The 13,784-nt window shown below is 67.0% G+C and carries 13 protein-coding genes and 1 riboswitch; of the genes, 4 read left to right on the top strand and 9 right to left on the bottom strand.

The annotated features are described in order from the left end of the window. Positions 1–17: 17 nt before the first annotated feature. Complete coding sequence (locus WS54_RS14140) at positions 18–488, top strand: Lrp/AsnC family transcriptional regulator (RefSeq protein WP_006477376.1); 471 nt, start codon at positions 18–20, stop codon at positions 486–488. 52 nt (positions 489–540) lie between these two features. On the opposite strand, the gene WS54_RS14135 is transcribed toward WS54_RS14140, so the two are convergent. From WS54_RS14135 to WS54_RS14125, 3 genes are all read right to left on the bottom strand, one after another. Continuing rightward, positions 541–1,698, bottom strand: coding sequence for a cation diffusion facilitator family transporter (locus tag WS54_RS14135; RefSeq protein WP_034209560.1), 1,158 nt, complete (start codon positions 1,696–1,698; stop codon positions 541–543). Positions 1,699–1,943: 245 nt separating this feature from the next. Then, entirely contained in the window at positions 1,944–2,237 is a 294-nt protein-coding gene (locus WS54_RS14130) for an H-NS histone family protein (RefSeq protein ID WP_034209561.1), read from the bottom strand. A 360-nt stretch (positions 2,238–2,597) separates the two neighbouring features. Then, positions 2,598–3,257, bottom strand: a complete 660-nt coding sequence (locus tag WS54_RS14125; protein WP_059780373.1) for a HugZ family pyridoxamine 5'-phosphate oxidase — start codon at positions 3,255–3,257, stop codon at positions 2,598–2,600. 252 nt (positions 3,258–3,509) lie between these two features. Here WS54_RS14125 and WS54_RS14120 point away from each other — a divergent pair, with 252 nt between their 5' ends. Then, the gene (locus tag WS54_RS14120; protein ID WP_059780473.1) at positions 3,510–4,727 is read left to right on the top strand and encodes an MFS transporter; all 1,218 of its coding nucleotides are present in this window, start codon (positions 3,510–3,512) and stop codon (positions 4,725–4,727) included. An 89-nt stretch (positions 4,728–4,816) separates the two neighbouring features. On the opposite strand, the gene WS54_RS14115 is transcribed toward WS54_RS14120, so the two are convergent. Further along, positions 4,817–5,959 (bottom strand): branched-chain amino acid ABC transporter substrate-binding protein, encoded by a 1,143-nt coding sequence (locus WS54_RS14115; protein WP_034209563.1) that lies wholly within the window; start codon positions 5,957–5,959, stop codon positions 4,817–4,819. 438 nt (positions 5,960–6,397) lie between these two features. Further along, on the bottom strand, positions 6,398–7,480 hold the full coding sequence (locus WS54_RS14110) for an NAD(P)H-dependent flavin oxidoreductase (RefSeq protein ID WP_059780374.1): 1,083 nt from the start codon (positions 7,478–7,480) through the stop codon (positions 6,398–6,400). 224 nt (positions 7,481–7,704) lie between these two features. Between WS54_RS14110 and WS54_RS14105 the strand changes: the two genes are divergently transcribed. Both WS54_RS14105 and WS54_RS14100 read left to right on the top strand, forming a co-directional pair. After that, positions 7,705–8,397 (top strand): dienelactone hydrolase family protein, encoded by a 693-nt coding sequence (locus WS54_RS14105; RefSeq protein ID WP_059780375.1) that lies wholly within the window; start codon positions 7,705–7,707, stop codon positions 8,395–8,397. Between the two features lie 82 nt (positions 8,398–8,479). Next, on the top strand, positions 8,480–9,958 hold the full coding sequence (locus WS54_RS14100) for an amidase (RefSeq protein ID WP_059780474.1): 1,479 nt from the start codon (positions 8,480–8,482) through the stop codon (positions 9,956–9,958). A gap of 91 nt (positions 9,959–10,049) precedes the next feature. On the opposite strand, the gene metF is transcribed toward WS54_RS14100, so the two are convergent. From metF to WS54_RS14080, 4 genes are all read right to left on the bottom strand, one after another. After that, complete coding sequence (gene metF / locus WS54_RS14095; protein WP_034209566.1) at positions 10,050–10,880, bottom strand: methylenetetrahydrofolate reductase [NAD(P)H]; 831 nt, start codon at positions 10,878–10,880, stop codon at positions 10,050–10,052. A gap of 34 nt (positions 10,881–10,914) precedes the next feature. Then, positions 10,915–11,268: a phage holin family protein gene (locus tag WS54_RS14090; RefSeq protein WP_006477367.1), complete on the bottom strand. Its 354-nt coding sequence runs from the start codon at positions 11,266–11,268 to the stop codon at positions 10,915–10,917. A 93-nt stretch (positions 11,269–11,361) separates the two neighbouring features. After that, complete coding sequence (gene ahcY, locus WS54_RS14085) at positions 11,362–12,780, bottom strand: adenosylhomocysteinase (protein WP_059780376.1); 1,419 nt, start codon at positions 12,778–12,780, stop codon at positions 11,362–11,364. 32 nt (positions 12,781–12,812) lie between these two features. Beyond that, a riboswitch (S-adenosyl-L-homocysteine riboswitch) is annotated at positions 12,813–12,932 on the bottom strand. A gap of 97 nt (positions 12,933–13,029) precedes the next feature. After that, a complete protein-coding gene (locus WS54_RS14080) occupies positions 13,030–13,764 on the bottom strand; it encodes an RNA polymerase sigma factor FliA (protein WP_006484033.1) in 735 nt (244 codons plus the stop codon). Positions 13,765–13,784: the final 20 nt, after the last annotated feature.

The raw sequence follows: 13,784 nt of genomic DNA, 5'->3' as shown, positions 1-13,784 counted from the left end.
CGTGTTGTAGCTGCCGCATGGAGGCGCAGGTGACGCTCGATTCCTTTTCGCAAAAAATCCTTCGCCTGTTGCAGCTCGACGCGCGCCGTTCCGTGCAGGAAATCTCCGATCAGGTCGGTCTGTCGAGCACACCGTGCTGGCGCCGCATCAAGGACATGGAACAGTCGGGCGTGATCCAGCGCTACACGGCGCTGCTCGATCGCGAGAAGCTCGGCCTGCACGTCTGCGCGCTCGCGCACGTGCACCTGACGCGCCACAACGAAGGCGGCGTCGAGCAGTTCGAGCGCGAGATCGCGACCTGCCCGGAAGTCACCGAGTGCTACAGCACGACCGGCGAAGCCGATTACATCCTCAAGATCGTCGCGCCGGACATCAAGGCCTACGACGTGTTCCTGCACGAACGCATCTTCAAGATTCCGGCCGTGTCGCAGGTGCGCACGAGCGTCGTGCTGCGCGAAATCAAGTTCGACACGCAACTGCCGCTGTAATGCGCGGGCCCGCGCCTGCGGCCGGCCGCGTTCGCGGCTGCCGGCTGCCCGGTCAGGTCTGCACGGGCAACGTGCGCGTGAAGCCGATCCGGCGCGCACCGAACTCGCGCTTCAGCGTCTCGACGTCGAGCCGCCCGGCCAGCGCCGCATCGGCGTCGCGCGGGTCGCTGTCGAGCGTCACGTCGACCTCGAGCCCCGTACTCAGGTAATGCAGGTTGATCGCCGCCGCGTGCAACCCGCGCTGCGCGAGCGCGGCCTCGAGCCGGGCCGCGAGCTCGCCGCGCGGCGGCAGCGCGAGCGCCGGACGGCGCGCCGCGTCGTTCTCGGGGTCGACATGGATCAGCGCATCCAGCACGCGCGGGTCGGACAGCACGCGCGCCCGCGCGGTCTCAGCGATGTAATGCCCTTCGGAGACGGAGATCTTCGGATCGACGAGGATGTGCGCATCGACGAGCGCGGCATCGCCCATCTTGCGCGTGCGCAGGTCGTGCACGTCGCGCACGCCGGGCGTCGCGGCGAGCAGCGCGCGGATTTCGGCCGTGTCGGCCGTATCGAGCGCGCGGTCGGAGAGGTCCTGCAACGCGTCATAGCCGAACGTCCAGCCCATGCGCGCGACCATGAAGCCGACGATCGCCGCCGCGATCGGGTCGAGCAGCCGCACCCCGGCCAGACTGCCGACGATGCCGATCGCGACGACGAGCGACGACGCGGCATCCGAACGCGCATGCCACGCGTTGGCGACGAGCATCGCCGAGCGCACGCGCCGCGCTTCACGCAGCATGTAGCGAAACAACGCTTCCTTCGACACGAGCACCGTCAGCGCAACGATCAGCGCGGAAAAATGCACGGCCGGAATGTTTTCGAGATTAACGAGGCGGTCGCCGGCGCGCCAGAGCATGCCGATACCGACCGCAATCAGGATCGCGCCGAGAAACAGCGACGCGACCGTCTCGTAGCGGCTATGGCCGTAATTGTGGTCGGCATCCGGCGATGCGCCGCTATGCCGATTCGCAACCAGCACGACAAAATCCGAGATCAAATCGGAAATCGAATGCACACCGTCGGCAATCAATGCCTGCGAATGCGCAATCACGCCGACGACGATCTGAAATGTCGCAAGCACGACATTCAGGACAATACTGACGAGCGTGCTCTTGCGCGCGACTGCGTGCTTATCCGCGCTCTGCGCGTCGCCGGAAAACGTGGACATGAAATATGAGATATCGGTGTGCGAGTCGTAATTCTATCAAAGGCGCCCCGCGAGCCCAGCCAATACCCACAAATTTCTCATTTAAATCAACCGCTTATACGAACGTGTCGCATTTTCATTCACGCGACACATGCTTACGTTTTCATGACGGCGCAGCCGGGCGCTGCCGGTGTCCGGAAACAAAAAAGCCGCGCTCCTCGACGGACACGCGGCTCTCTTGAAGAGCGAGCAACTTAAACGAACGTTTAAATCGCAAACTGATCGCGGTTCTTGCCGGCGATCCAGCGCGGCGGCTTGCCACGCCCCGACCACGTCGCGCCCGTTTCCGGATCGCGGTATTTGGCGGCCACGCCTGCGCGCGGACGACCGACCTTGCCGGCCTTCGCGCGGCTGAGACCGAGTTCGGCGAGCGAAAAGCCGTAGTCGGCAATTTTCTGCTTCACGTCATTCAGCACTTCAGCGTATTCACGCGACTTCGCTTCTTCGATTTGCTTCTCCAGCTTCTCCCGCTGGGCCAGCAGGTCCTTGTAAGAAGACATAGTTTCCCTTTCTATCTATCTGACCAATGGTGCCGGTCTGCAGCCAGCTCACCATTCATGAAATATATGTGCCTCGGATTTTCGAAGGCAGAGATTAGCACAAAAAAGATTTGATAGAAGCGAGATTCATGAAAATCCCGAGGCCAATTGGAATTCGCGCATGTCATTTTGACCGGCCGCGGCCTTTTCTCAAATTTTTACGCTCCTGCATAGAGATTAGGACATTAGCGATCGACTATTCGGTCTATCAACATACGCAATTACCCTGCATTCGAGAAAATCAAAGCTTTCATCGGACGACAGTTTTGCAAAAACCACATGACGCAGTTTGCTAAACGGACAAATCCCTGACCCGTGACGTCACGTCACATCCTTTGCGCAGGCGATCAGCCGCTCGTGCAGCGCACCGGTATCGGCCGAAGGCGACTCGAACGGCGTGCGCACGCGGCGCCCGTCGCATCGCCAGTCCGCGCCATGACGATCGACGCCGAGCAGGTCGAGCCCGTCGCGGTGTGCGTCGCTCGCCTCGTAGGCACGCCACAGCGCCTGTTCGTCGTCGAATGCGAGCGGCGGCAGCGCATCGAGATGCGTGCCGTCGACCCAGCCCATCCGCCCGAACCCGCCGATATAGCGCAGCCGCTCGATCTCGAGCGCCCAGAACGCGAAATCGCCGAGCGCGAGATAGCGCGCGGCGTCCGGTTCGTAGCGCAGGTAACGCGCGGTGACGTGCGGATCGTCGCCGAGCGGCACGAACCGGCCCAGCAGCGTCGCGCGCTCGGCATTCAGGACCTCGCCGCCGCTCGCATCGACGACGAGGAAACCCGCACGCGGATCGGCGGCGAGATTGCGCGTGTGCTCGGCCAGGCCGCTCACCAGGATCACGGGCCGATGGCTTGCATCGGGTGCAAACGGCACGACCGTCGGGTACGGGAAGCCCTGCGGTTCGCGCGCATGGGTGGCGAGCGTGCCGAGCGCGCAGCGGTGCAGCAGATGCAAGGCGAAGGCGGGATCGATGTTCAAGGGGAACTCCTGCGGTCGAAAGGCGGCGCGGCGGGCATCGCATCGATGTTACCCGCGCTCGCCGTACGCTGCGCATCGGCCGAACGGCCAAAGAACGGCCGATGCGACACCGGGCCGCCGCCGCAGGATGGCCCGATCGCCCGGGCATCGACCGAACGGCCATCGCCCGGCAAGAACGTAAGCGGTTCGATAGAATCGGACAGATCCGACGGGCGCCGTGTGCGCCCGCGCATTTTCCTGGCGAGCCTTCCCGTGTCCGAATCCTCCTCCCCTGAATCGTCGTCCCCGTTCGCCGCGCCGCCCGACGCGCATCGCGTGCTGCCGCTGCCCGCCCGCCAGCGTGCGCGCACGGCGTCGATGGCGCTGTTCTTCGTCGCCGGCATGATGTACGCGTCGTGGGGCGTGCACGTGCCGACCGTGCGCGACAAGTTCGCGCTGAGCCCCGGGCTGCTGTCGATCGCGCTGTTCGCGGTCGCCGGCGGATCGATCGCCGCGATGCTGACCATCGCGCGCTGGATCGCGCGCGTCGGCTCGCGCACCGCGTGCCTCGCCGGCGGGCTCGTGATGTCCGCGTGCGCGGCGCTGATCCTCGTCGTGCCCGACTACTGGATGCTGCTCCCGGTGCTCGCGCTGTTCGGCTTCTCGATGGCGACGCTCGACGTCGCGATGAACGCCGAGGCCAGCGCGGTCGAAATCGCACTCGGCAAGCCGATCATGTCGTCGCTGCACGGGATGTTCAGCATCGGCGGGATGGCCGGCGCGGCGGCCGGCGGCGCGCTGCTGTCGGCCGGCATGGCGCCGGTCGCGCATCTCGCGCTCGCGGCGGCGGTGAGCGCCGCGGTGCTCGTGGCCGCGAGCCCGGCCGTGCTGCCGCACGTGCCGCATCACGAACAGGCGCACGGCGGCGGCAACCGCTGGCGCTCGCCCGCGCTGTGGATGCTCGGCGGCATCGCGCTGATCGCGCTGGTCGCCGAAGGCGCGATGTACGACTGGGCGACGGTCTACATGCGCGACGTGGTCGCGGCGAGCCCGGCGCTCGCGAGCGCCGCGTACGCGGCGTTCTCCGGCGGGATGGCCGTCGCGCGCTTCGCGGGCGACGCCGTGCGCGCCCGCTTCGGCGCGCCGCAGCTCGTGTTCGCGAGTGCGTCGCTCGCGTGCGCGGGGATGATCGGCGCGCTGCTGCTGCCGAATCCGGTCGCGGTGCTGACGGGTTTCACGCTGATGGGCCTCGGGCTGGCCAACATGATGCCCGTGCTGTTCGCGGCCGCCGCGCGCGTGAAAGGCATCCATGCGGCCGAAGGGCTCGCGCACGTGGCCGGGCTCGCGTATTTCGGGCTGCTGTTCGGTCCGGTCGTGATCGGCGCGGTCGCGCAGGCCGCGAACCTGACGATCGGCCTGTCGGTCGTCGCGCTGTGCGCGGCGCTCGTCGCGCTCGTCGCGCCAAGGGTGCTCGCGCACCTGAAAATCTGACGGCGCGGCAGCGCACGCCGGCCCAAAAAGAAAGCGCGCATGCGTGGCCGCATGCGCGCTTTCACCCCTGCTGTTGACCGCTGGTCGCGTTACATCTTCACTTCGTCGAGCAGCGACTTCTTGCCGCTCTTGTAGTTGTACAGCGAGATCACGCCGTGCTGCAGGTCGCCCTTCGAGTCGAAGGTCGTCGTGCCGATCACGCCCGTGTACTTCGTCGCCGGCATCGCCGCGAGGATCTTCGCCGGGTCCGTCGAGTCCGCGCGCTTCATCGCGTCGGCGATGATGTACACGGCGTCATACGTGAACGGTGCGTAGATCTGGATCGGCTGGCCGAAGCGCTTCTCGTACTTCGCCTTGAACGCGGCACCGCCCGGCATCTTCTCGAGCGACGCACCGGCCTCCGAGCACACGACGTTGTCGGTCGCGTCGCCGGCCAGGTCGGCCAGCTTCTCCGTGCACACGCCGTCGCCCGCGAAGATCTTCGCGCGCAGGCCGAGCTGCTTCGCCTGTTTCGCGAACGGGCCGCCGGTGGCGTCCATGCCGCCGTACATGATCGCGTCCGGGTTCTCGCCCTTGATCTTGGTCAGAATCGCGCGGAAGTCGACCGCCTTGTCGTTCGTCGCGTCGTGCGACATCACCTTCAGGCCGAGCGCCTTCGCCTTCTTCTCGAACTCGTTCGCGAGACCTTGGCCGTATGCGGTCGAATCGTCGACCACCGCCACGCTCTTGATCCCCTTCGAGTGCGCGTAGTTCGCCAGCGCCGGGCCCTGCTGCGCATCGGTCGCGACCACGCGGTAGGTGGTCTTGAAGCCTTGCTGCGTGTACGCCGGGTTGGTCGCCGACGGCGAGATCTGCACGATGCCCGCATCGCTGTAGATCTTCGAGGCCGGGATCGACGTGCCCGAGTTCAGGTGGCCGACCACCGCAACGACCTTGTCGTCGACGAGCTTCTGCGCAACCTGCGTCGCCTGCCGCGGGTCGGCGGCGTCATCCTGCGGATCGAGTTGCAGCGTGATCTTCTGGCCGCCGATCGTGAGACCCTTCGCGTTGATTTCCTCGACGGCGAGACGCGCGCCGTTTTCGTTGTCCTTGCCCAGGTGTGCAATGCCGCCCGTCAACGGCGCGACGTGGCCGATCTTGACGACTTGATCGGCGGACGCGTTGCTTGCAGCTGCAGCGCACAGCATCGCCGCTGCGGTGATCGGCAACAGCTTTTGCATCTTGATATTCATGTAAGTCTCCAGTTCGGTCCCAAAAAACGCCATCGCCCGGTGCCCCGCTGCCATCCCCGTGTTTGCCATCACTGGACGATTCGCCGGTTGCATCGTTCATGCACTTGGCCTCAAGCACGTGAAAACCGCCGCTTTTAGCGGCCGCCCGCCCGTACTTGCGCGCAAGTGTAGGTGATCAAATTAATTTGTGGGACTTTTTTGGGGTAGTGGTAACACTACCGATATGCGCGCTTTGGAAGGATGACTCGAATAACGCTGCAAGCCCCGACGGATAAGGGTTTCCGCTAAGTCGGAAGAGACTTTCGAAAGGTCGTTTCAACCTATTCGCGAGGGCATTTCGATTCGGTATTTTGTGCCCTGGATCGTTGAATGAAACGCGCGTGACACCACGCGCGTTTCGTCGTCCGGTATCGATCGTTCTGGCGGATGAAGCAGCGTTCAGGCGGCCGCTGCACGCCATTCCGCGTCGAGCGCGGCGACCAGTTGCGACGTCGTCAGCGCATCGCCGCGCCGCCGCGCGAGCGGCGCGCCCTGTCCGGCCCACAGCGACAGGTAGTCGCCGTCGTTCGCGCGCGCGGCGGCCTGGCGCAGCGGCTGGGTCAGCGCGTTCTGTATCGGATACGGTGCGGCGTCCGCGACGTGCTCGCCGAGCCGCGCCATCAACGCGTTGCGCAGCCCGCGTGCATGACGGCCGGTGATCGCGCGCGTGACCTGCGTCGACGTGTCGGCGCTCGCGAGCAGCCGTGCCTTCCAGTCCGCCGCGATCGCGCTTTCCGCGCACGTGAGGAACGCGGTGCCGAGTTGAGCGGCCTGCGCGCCGAGCGCGAGCACGGCCGCGATGCCGCGGCCGTCCATGATCCCGCCCGCGGCGAGCACGGGCAGGCCCGTCGCGTCGACGAGCTGCGGCACGAGCGCGAGCGTGCCGATCAACGCATCGGCGGCGGAACCGATGAAGGTGCCGCGATGGCCGCCCGCCTCGGCGCCTTGCGCGGAGATCGCGTCGGCGCCGGCCGCCTGCCACGCGAGCCCTTCGGCCACGTGCGTCGCGGTGCCGATCACATAAGTGCCGGCGGCTTTCAGGCGTGCGACGTCGGCCGCGTCGAGCACGCCGAACGTGAAGCTCGCGACCGGCACGCGCAGCGCAACGAGCGCATCGAGCTGCGCGCGGAAATCGGGCGCGTAGCGCGCGGGCGCCGTGCCCGGCGGCAAGCCGAGCGTGGCGTTCAGCGGATCGATTGCGGCCAGCGCGCGCGCGACGGTCGCCGCGTCGGGCGCGGCTTCATCGGGCAGCACGAACAGGTTGATCGCGAACGGGCGATCGGTCGCCGCGCGGATCGCGGCGACTTCGGCTTCGATACGTTCGGGCGCGAGCGCGCCGGCGCCGAGGCTGCCGAGCGCACCGGCGTTCGACGCGGCCGCGACCATCGCGGTCGTGGTCGCGCCGACCATCGGCGCCTGCACGAGCGGCAGGCGCAGGCCGAAGCGTTCGGAAAAGGGCGTGGAAAACGAGCGGGCAGACATGGCGAATCCTTCGAAGACGATGCGCGAAAGCGCTTTGTAAAGGCCGACACATCGACTGTATCGAAGCCGGCCGGCGCCGAAAAATGAATAATCGAGATCGAAACGATCGCTGCGCGAGAAGCGGCCGCGCGCGCTGCAGCACCGGACGATCGGTGGCACACTAGGCCGCCCTCCATTCATTCCCCGGGGCGCCTCGCGCACCCCGTACGCCAGGAGTTCAAAACGTGACTGCCCAATGGATCGACATCCCGACCGGTAACGACAGCTTCGGCGGCTATCTTGCACTGCCCAAGCGCGGCAGGGGCCCTGCCGTCATCATCATCCAGGAAATCTTCGGCGTGAACGCACACATCCGTTCGGTCGCCGACCAGTATGCGGCCGACGGCTTCGTCGCGCTCGCGCCGGACGTGTTCTGGCGCACGCAGCCGCGCGTCGAGCTGACCTACGACGGCGCGGATCGCGACAAGGGCATCGAGCTGATGAAGAAGACCGACGTGGGTCTCGCGGTCGCGGACATCGGCGCGGCGGCCGACGCGTTGCGCGCGCGCCCCGAAGTGGGCGGCAAGCTCGCCGCGATCGGCTACTGCTTCGGCGGCCAGCTCGCGTACCGCGCGGCGGCGACCGGCAAGCTCGACGCGGCGGTGTCCTATTACGGCGGCGGCATCCACAACGCGCTCGATCTCGCCGGCCAGATCAAGCAGCCGATCCTGTTCCACTACGCGGAAAACGACCACGCCATTCCGCTCACCGCCGTCGACCAGGTGAAGGCCGCGTTCGCCGGCCACAGCGATGCGTCGTTCCACGTGTACCCGGGCGCCGAGCACGGCTTCAACTGCACGGACCGCGCCTCGTACAACCAGCGCGCGGCGGCGCTCGCGCACGGCCGCACGCTGACCTTCCTCGCCGAGCACCTCTAAAAAAGACACGGCCGCGGGCCCGCCACGCCGGGCCCGCGTTATGCTCGCACCATCGCCACGCGTGACAACGGGGGTGAACGCGATGCACTCGGACTATCTCGCGCATGATGCAATCGGCCTCGCCGCGCTCGTGCGCGAGCGCCGCGCCAGCCCGCGCGAACTGCTCGACGCCGCGATCGGCCAGGCCGAAGCGGTCAACGGCGCGATCAACGCGATCGTGCTGCAGGACTACGAAGCCGCGCGCCAGCGGGCGGCGGCCGCGCCCGAGCCAGGCGCCGACGCGCCGTTCGCGGGCGTCCCGTATCTCGTCAAGGATCTCGGCGCGGCGGTCGCCGGGCTGCCGCTGTCGATGGGCAGCCGGCACTACCGTTACTTCGTGCCGGCCGACGATTCGCCGGTGATCGCCCGCAGCCGCGCGGCGGGCCTCAACGTATTCGGCAAAACCAACACGTCCGAGATCGGCCAGATGCCGTACACGGAACCGGAACTGTTCGGTGCGTGCCGCAACCCGTGGAACCTCGATCACACGCCCGGCGGTTCGAGCGGCGGCGCGGCGGCAGCCGTCGCGGCCGGCATCGTGCCGCTCGCGCATGCGTCCGACGGCGGCGGCTCGATCCGCATTCCGGCGTCGTGCTGCGGGCTGTTCGGCCTGAAGCCGAGCCGCAACCCGGTGCTCGTCGACCTGCCGTCGAACGGCGAACTCGTCGTCCAGCACGCGGTGTCGCGCAGCGTGCGCGACAGTGCGCTGCTGCTCGACGTGACGACCGGCCAGACACTGCCGCCCGGCGCGCCCGGCACCTTCCTCGGCGCGCTCGATACGCCGCCCGGCCCGCTGCGGATCGGCCTCGTCGTCGATCCGATGCTCGCGCCGGCGCTCGCCGACGACACGCGCGCGGCGCTCGACGATGCGGCCGCGCTGCTCGAATCGCTCGGCCATCACGTCGAGCCGGCGACGCTGCCAATCGACTACGCGCGCGCGGCCGAAACCTTCCTGACGCTGTGGGCGACGATCGCCGAGGACATGGTGCTCGGCGCGCGCGAACTGACCGGTCGCACGCCGCGGCGCGGCGAGTTCGAGGCCGCGACCTGGGCGATGGCCGTGGTCGGTCGCCGCCTCGCGCGCACGCGGCTGCCCGACGTGCTCGAATGGCAGCGCCAGCTCACCGTGCAGGTCGCCGGCCTCGTGTCGCGCTACGACGCGATCCTGTGCGCGTCGCTCGCCGGGCCGCCGGTGAAGATCGGCGAATTGCAGCCGACGCCGTTCGAATCCGCGCAGATGAAGCTGCTCGCCGCGCTGCCGGTGAAACCGCTGCTGAAGGAAATGCTCGCGAAGTCGTCGGAGAAGGCGTTCGCGTGGGCCGGCTGCACCGAGCTGTTCAACCTGACCGGCCAGCCGGCGATGTCGGTGCCGCTGTACTGGAATGCGCGCGGGCTGCCGATCGGCGTGCAGTTCGCCGCGCGCCATGCCGACGACGCGTTGCTGCTCCGGCTCGCGCGGCAGCTCGAACAGGCGCGGCCGTGGTTCGACCGCCGCCCGCCGCTGATGCAGGCGCAGCGCTGACGCGCGCACGTTTGCGCCACGCGCCACGATAAAAAAAGCCCCGCCGGCACGAACCGGCGGGGCCGTTGCGCATGCAACCGCGTGACGGTGCTTACACCGCGAGCCGCTCGCAGATCGTCCGCGTCGCGGCCGCTGCGTTCAGCGTGTAGAAGTGCAGCCCCGGCACGCCCGCGTCGATCAGGCGCTGGCACAGGCTCGTGACGACGTCCGCGCCGAACGCACGGATCGACTCGCGATCGTCGCCGAAGCTTTCGAGCCGGCGCGCGACCCAGCGCGGCACTTCGGCGCCGCACATCTCGGAGAAGCGCATCAGCTGCGAGAAGTTCGTGATCGGCATGATGCCCGGCACGATCGGCACGTCCACGCCCAGCTTGCGCGCATCGTCGACGAAGCGGAAATACGCATCCGCGTTGAAGAAATACTGCGTGATCGCGGAATTCGCGCCGGCTTTCACCTTGCGCGCGAAGTTCTCGAGATCGGCTGCGGGCGAACGCGATTGCGGGTGGTACTCCGGGTAGCCGGCGACCTCGATGTGGAACCAGTCGCCATGCTCGGCGCGGATGAAGCTGACCAGCTCGGACGCATAGCGCAGCTCGCCGACCGCGCCCATCCCCGACGGCAGGTCGCCGCGCAGCGCGACGATGTGCCGGATGCCGTGCGAGCGGTACTGGTCGAGAATCGCGCGCAGGCTGTCGCGCGACGAGCCGATGCACGACAGGTGCGGCGCGGCCTCGAGGCCGTCCTTCTGCATGTCGAGCACGGTATCGAGCGTGCCCTGCTGCGTCGATCCGCCGGCGCCGAACGTCACGGAGACGAATTTCGGCTTCAGCGGCAGCAGCTGCGCGCGCGTGGCGCGCAGCTTGTCGACGCCGTCCGCCGTCTTCGGCGGGAAGAATTCAAACGAGAGTTCGATCGGTTTCATGATTCGATGGGGTTGGGCCTGCGGCCGCCCGCCCTCAGCCGATGTCGCGCTGGCCGAAGATCAGGGCGGACAGCAGCCACGACACGATGCTGTACAGGATCGAACCGAAGAACGCGGACCAGAACCCCGACACCTCGAAGCCCTTCAGCAGCGACGACGCGAACCAGAAGCACAACGCGTTCACGACGAGGATGAACACCCCGAGCGTGACGATCGTGACGGGCAGCGTCAGCAGGATCAGCACCGGCCGGATCACCGTGTTGATCAGCCCGAGCACGACCGCGATGATCAGCGCGGTGCCGAAGCTCTTGATGTGGATCGACGGCACGAGGTACGTGATGATCAGCAACGCGAGCGCGTTGATGACCCAGGTGAGGATGACGCTCATGGAGGGCTCCGGTTCGGTTGTCGATCGGTACGATCGGTGAGCGCCGCCGCGCCGTGCGCCCGCAACGGGCGCGCACGGCGCGGCGGCAGCGCATCAATAGCGGTAGTGGTTCGGCTTGAACGGGCCGTCCTTCTGCACGCCGATGTACGCGGCCTGCTCGTCCGACAGCACCGACAGGTTCGCGCCGATGCGCGCCAGGTGCAAGCGCGCGACCTTTTCGTCGAGATGCTTCGGCAGCACGTACACCTTGTTCTCGTACTGCTCGCCGCGCGTGAACAGTTCGATCTGCGCGAGCGTCTGGTTCGCGAACGAGTTCGACATCACGAACGACGGATGGCCGGTCGCGCAGCCGAGGTTCACGAGGCGGCCTTCGGCCAGCAGGATCACGCGCTTGCCGTCCGGGAAAATGATGTGGTCGACCTGCGGCTTGATGTTTTCCCACTGGTACTGGCGCGTCGACGCGACGTCGATTTCCGAGTCGAAGTGGCCGATGTTGCAGACGATCGCGTTGTGACGCATCGCCTTCATGTGATCGTGGTTGATCACGTGGTAGTTGCCGGTCGCCGTCACGAAGATGTCGGCCTTGTCCGCCGCGTATTCCATCGTCACGACGCGGTAGCCTTCCATCGCCGCCTGCAGCGCGCAGATCGGATCGACTTCGGTGACCCACACGGTCGCACCCAGGCCGCGCAGCGATTGCGCGCAACCCTTGCCCACGTCGCCGTAGCCCGCGACGACCGCGACCTTGCCCGCGATCATCACGTCGGTCGCGCGCTTGATGCCGTCGACGAGCGACTCGCGGCAGCCGTACAGGTTGTCGAACTTCGACTTCGTGACCGAATCGTTCACGTTGAACGCCGGGAACGGCAGGCGGCCGTCCTTTTCCATCTGGTACAGGCGATGCACGCCGGTCGTGGTTTCTTCGGTCACGCCCTTGATGTGCGCGAGGCGCTTCGAGTACCAGTTCGCGTCGACGTCGAGGTGCGCCGCGATCGACTTGTACAGCGCGACTTCTTCCTCGTTGGTCGGCTTCGCGATCACCGAACGGTCCTTCTCGGCCTTCGAGCCGAGGATCAGCAGCAGCGTGGCATCGCCGCCGTCATCCAGGATCATGTTCGCGAATTCGCCGTTCGGCCATTCGAAGATGCGGTGCGAGAACTCCCAGTATTCGTCGAGCGATTCGCCCTTGAACGCGAACACCGGCGTGCCGGCTTCGACGATCGCGGCCGCCGCGTGATCCTGGGTCGAGAAGATGTTGCACGACGCCCAGCGCACGTCCGCGCCGAGCGCCTTCAGCGTCTCGATCAGCACGCCCGTCTGGATCGTCATGTGCAGCGAACCGGCAATGCGCGCGCCCTTCAGCGGCTGCTGCGCCTTGTATTCGTCGCGGATCTGCACGAGGCCCGGCATTTCGGTCTCGGCGATGTTCAGTTCCTTGCGGCCCCAGCCGGCCAGCGCCATGTCGGCGACGACGTAATCGTGGGAAGCCTTGGAATCGATAATGGCGTTCATCACGCCCTCCTTTCTAAAAAGTTTCTAGATTGGTGACGTGAGCGCCGTTCAGGAAGCGGGGCCGGCAGCGAAAAAATCGCTGCACGGCTGCTTGGTGAAGCCTTCCGAGCCTGGCGGACGCTGGATGGTCCGTCGCAACGCTCCTCGGAAAACGGAGGGGATTGTAGCAAATCGGCGCGCGAAATGCGCAAGCGCCGAGCAACCGCGGCACGGGCGCGCGGCGTCGGCGCGCGCGGCCGTTCCAAAGGGTCAGGACTCCGCGCCGACCCACGCCTGTTCGCGCAGCCGCGCACGCAGGCGCGCAACGGCCTGGCTGTGCAACTGGCACACGCGCGATTCGCTCACCTCGAGGACCGCGCCGATCTCGCGCAGATTCAGACCCCGTTCGTAGTACAGCGACATCAGCAGCTTCTCGCGCTCCGGCAGCCGCTCGATCGCCTCGACGAGCGCCTCGCGCAGGTGCTCGTCGAGCAACGCCGACAGCGGATCGGCGTGATCGACGCGATAGCGGTCGAGAAACGGCTCGTCGTCGGCGGCGCGGTCGAAATCCTCGTAGTAGATGAGCTGGCTGCCGTGCAGGTCCTGCAGCATCCCCTGGTATTCGTCGAGCGGCATGTTCAGGTGCTGCGCGATCTCGGTCTCGCTCGCCGAGCGGCCGAGGTGCTGCTCGACCTGGTGCACCGCGTGCTCGACCTCGCGCGACGTCTTGCGCAGGCTGCGCGGCAGCCAGTCGTTGCTGCGCAGCTCGTCGAGCATCGCGCCGCGGATGCGCTGCGTCGCGTAGGTCTCGAACTGCGCGCCCTGGTCTTCCTTGTAGCGGCCGGCCGCGTCCATCAGGCCGATCATGCCGGCCTGGATCAGGTCGTCGAGATCGACACTCGCCGGCATCTTCGCGACGAGCTGCAGCCCGAGGCGGCGCACGAGCGGCGCGTATTGCGCGAGCACGTCGGCCTGGGACATCTTTCCTTGAGCGTTGTACATCATGGCTCCCTCCTTCGGGTGGC

Origin of the sequence: Burkholderia sp. NRF60-BP8 (assembly GCF_001522585.2) — a bacterium.
Classification (GTDB): Bacteria; Pseudomonadota; Gammaproteobacteria; order Burkholderiales; family Burkholderiaceae; genus Burkholderia.
Note: the sequence above shows the minus strand (reverse complement) of the source record. Positions and strands in the feature narration are given on the sequence as shown.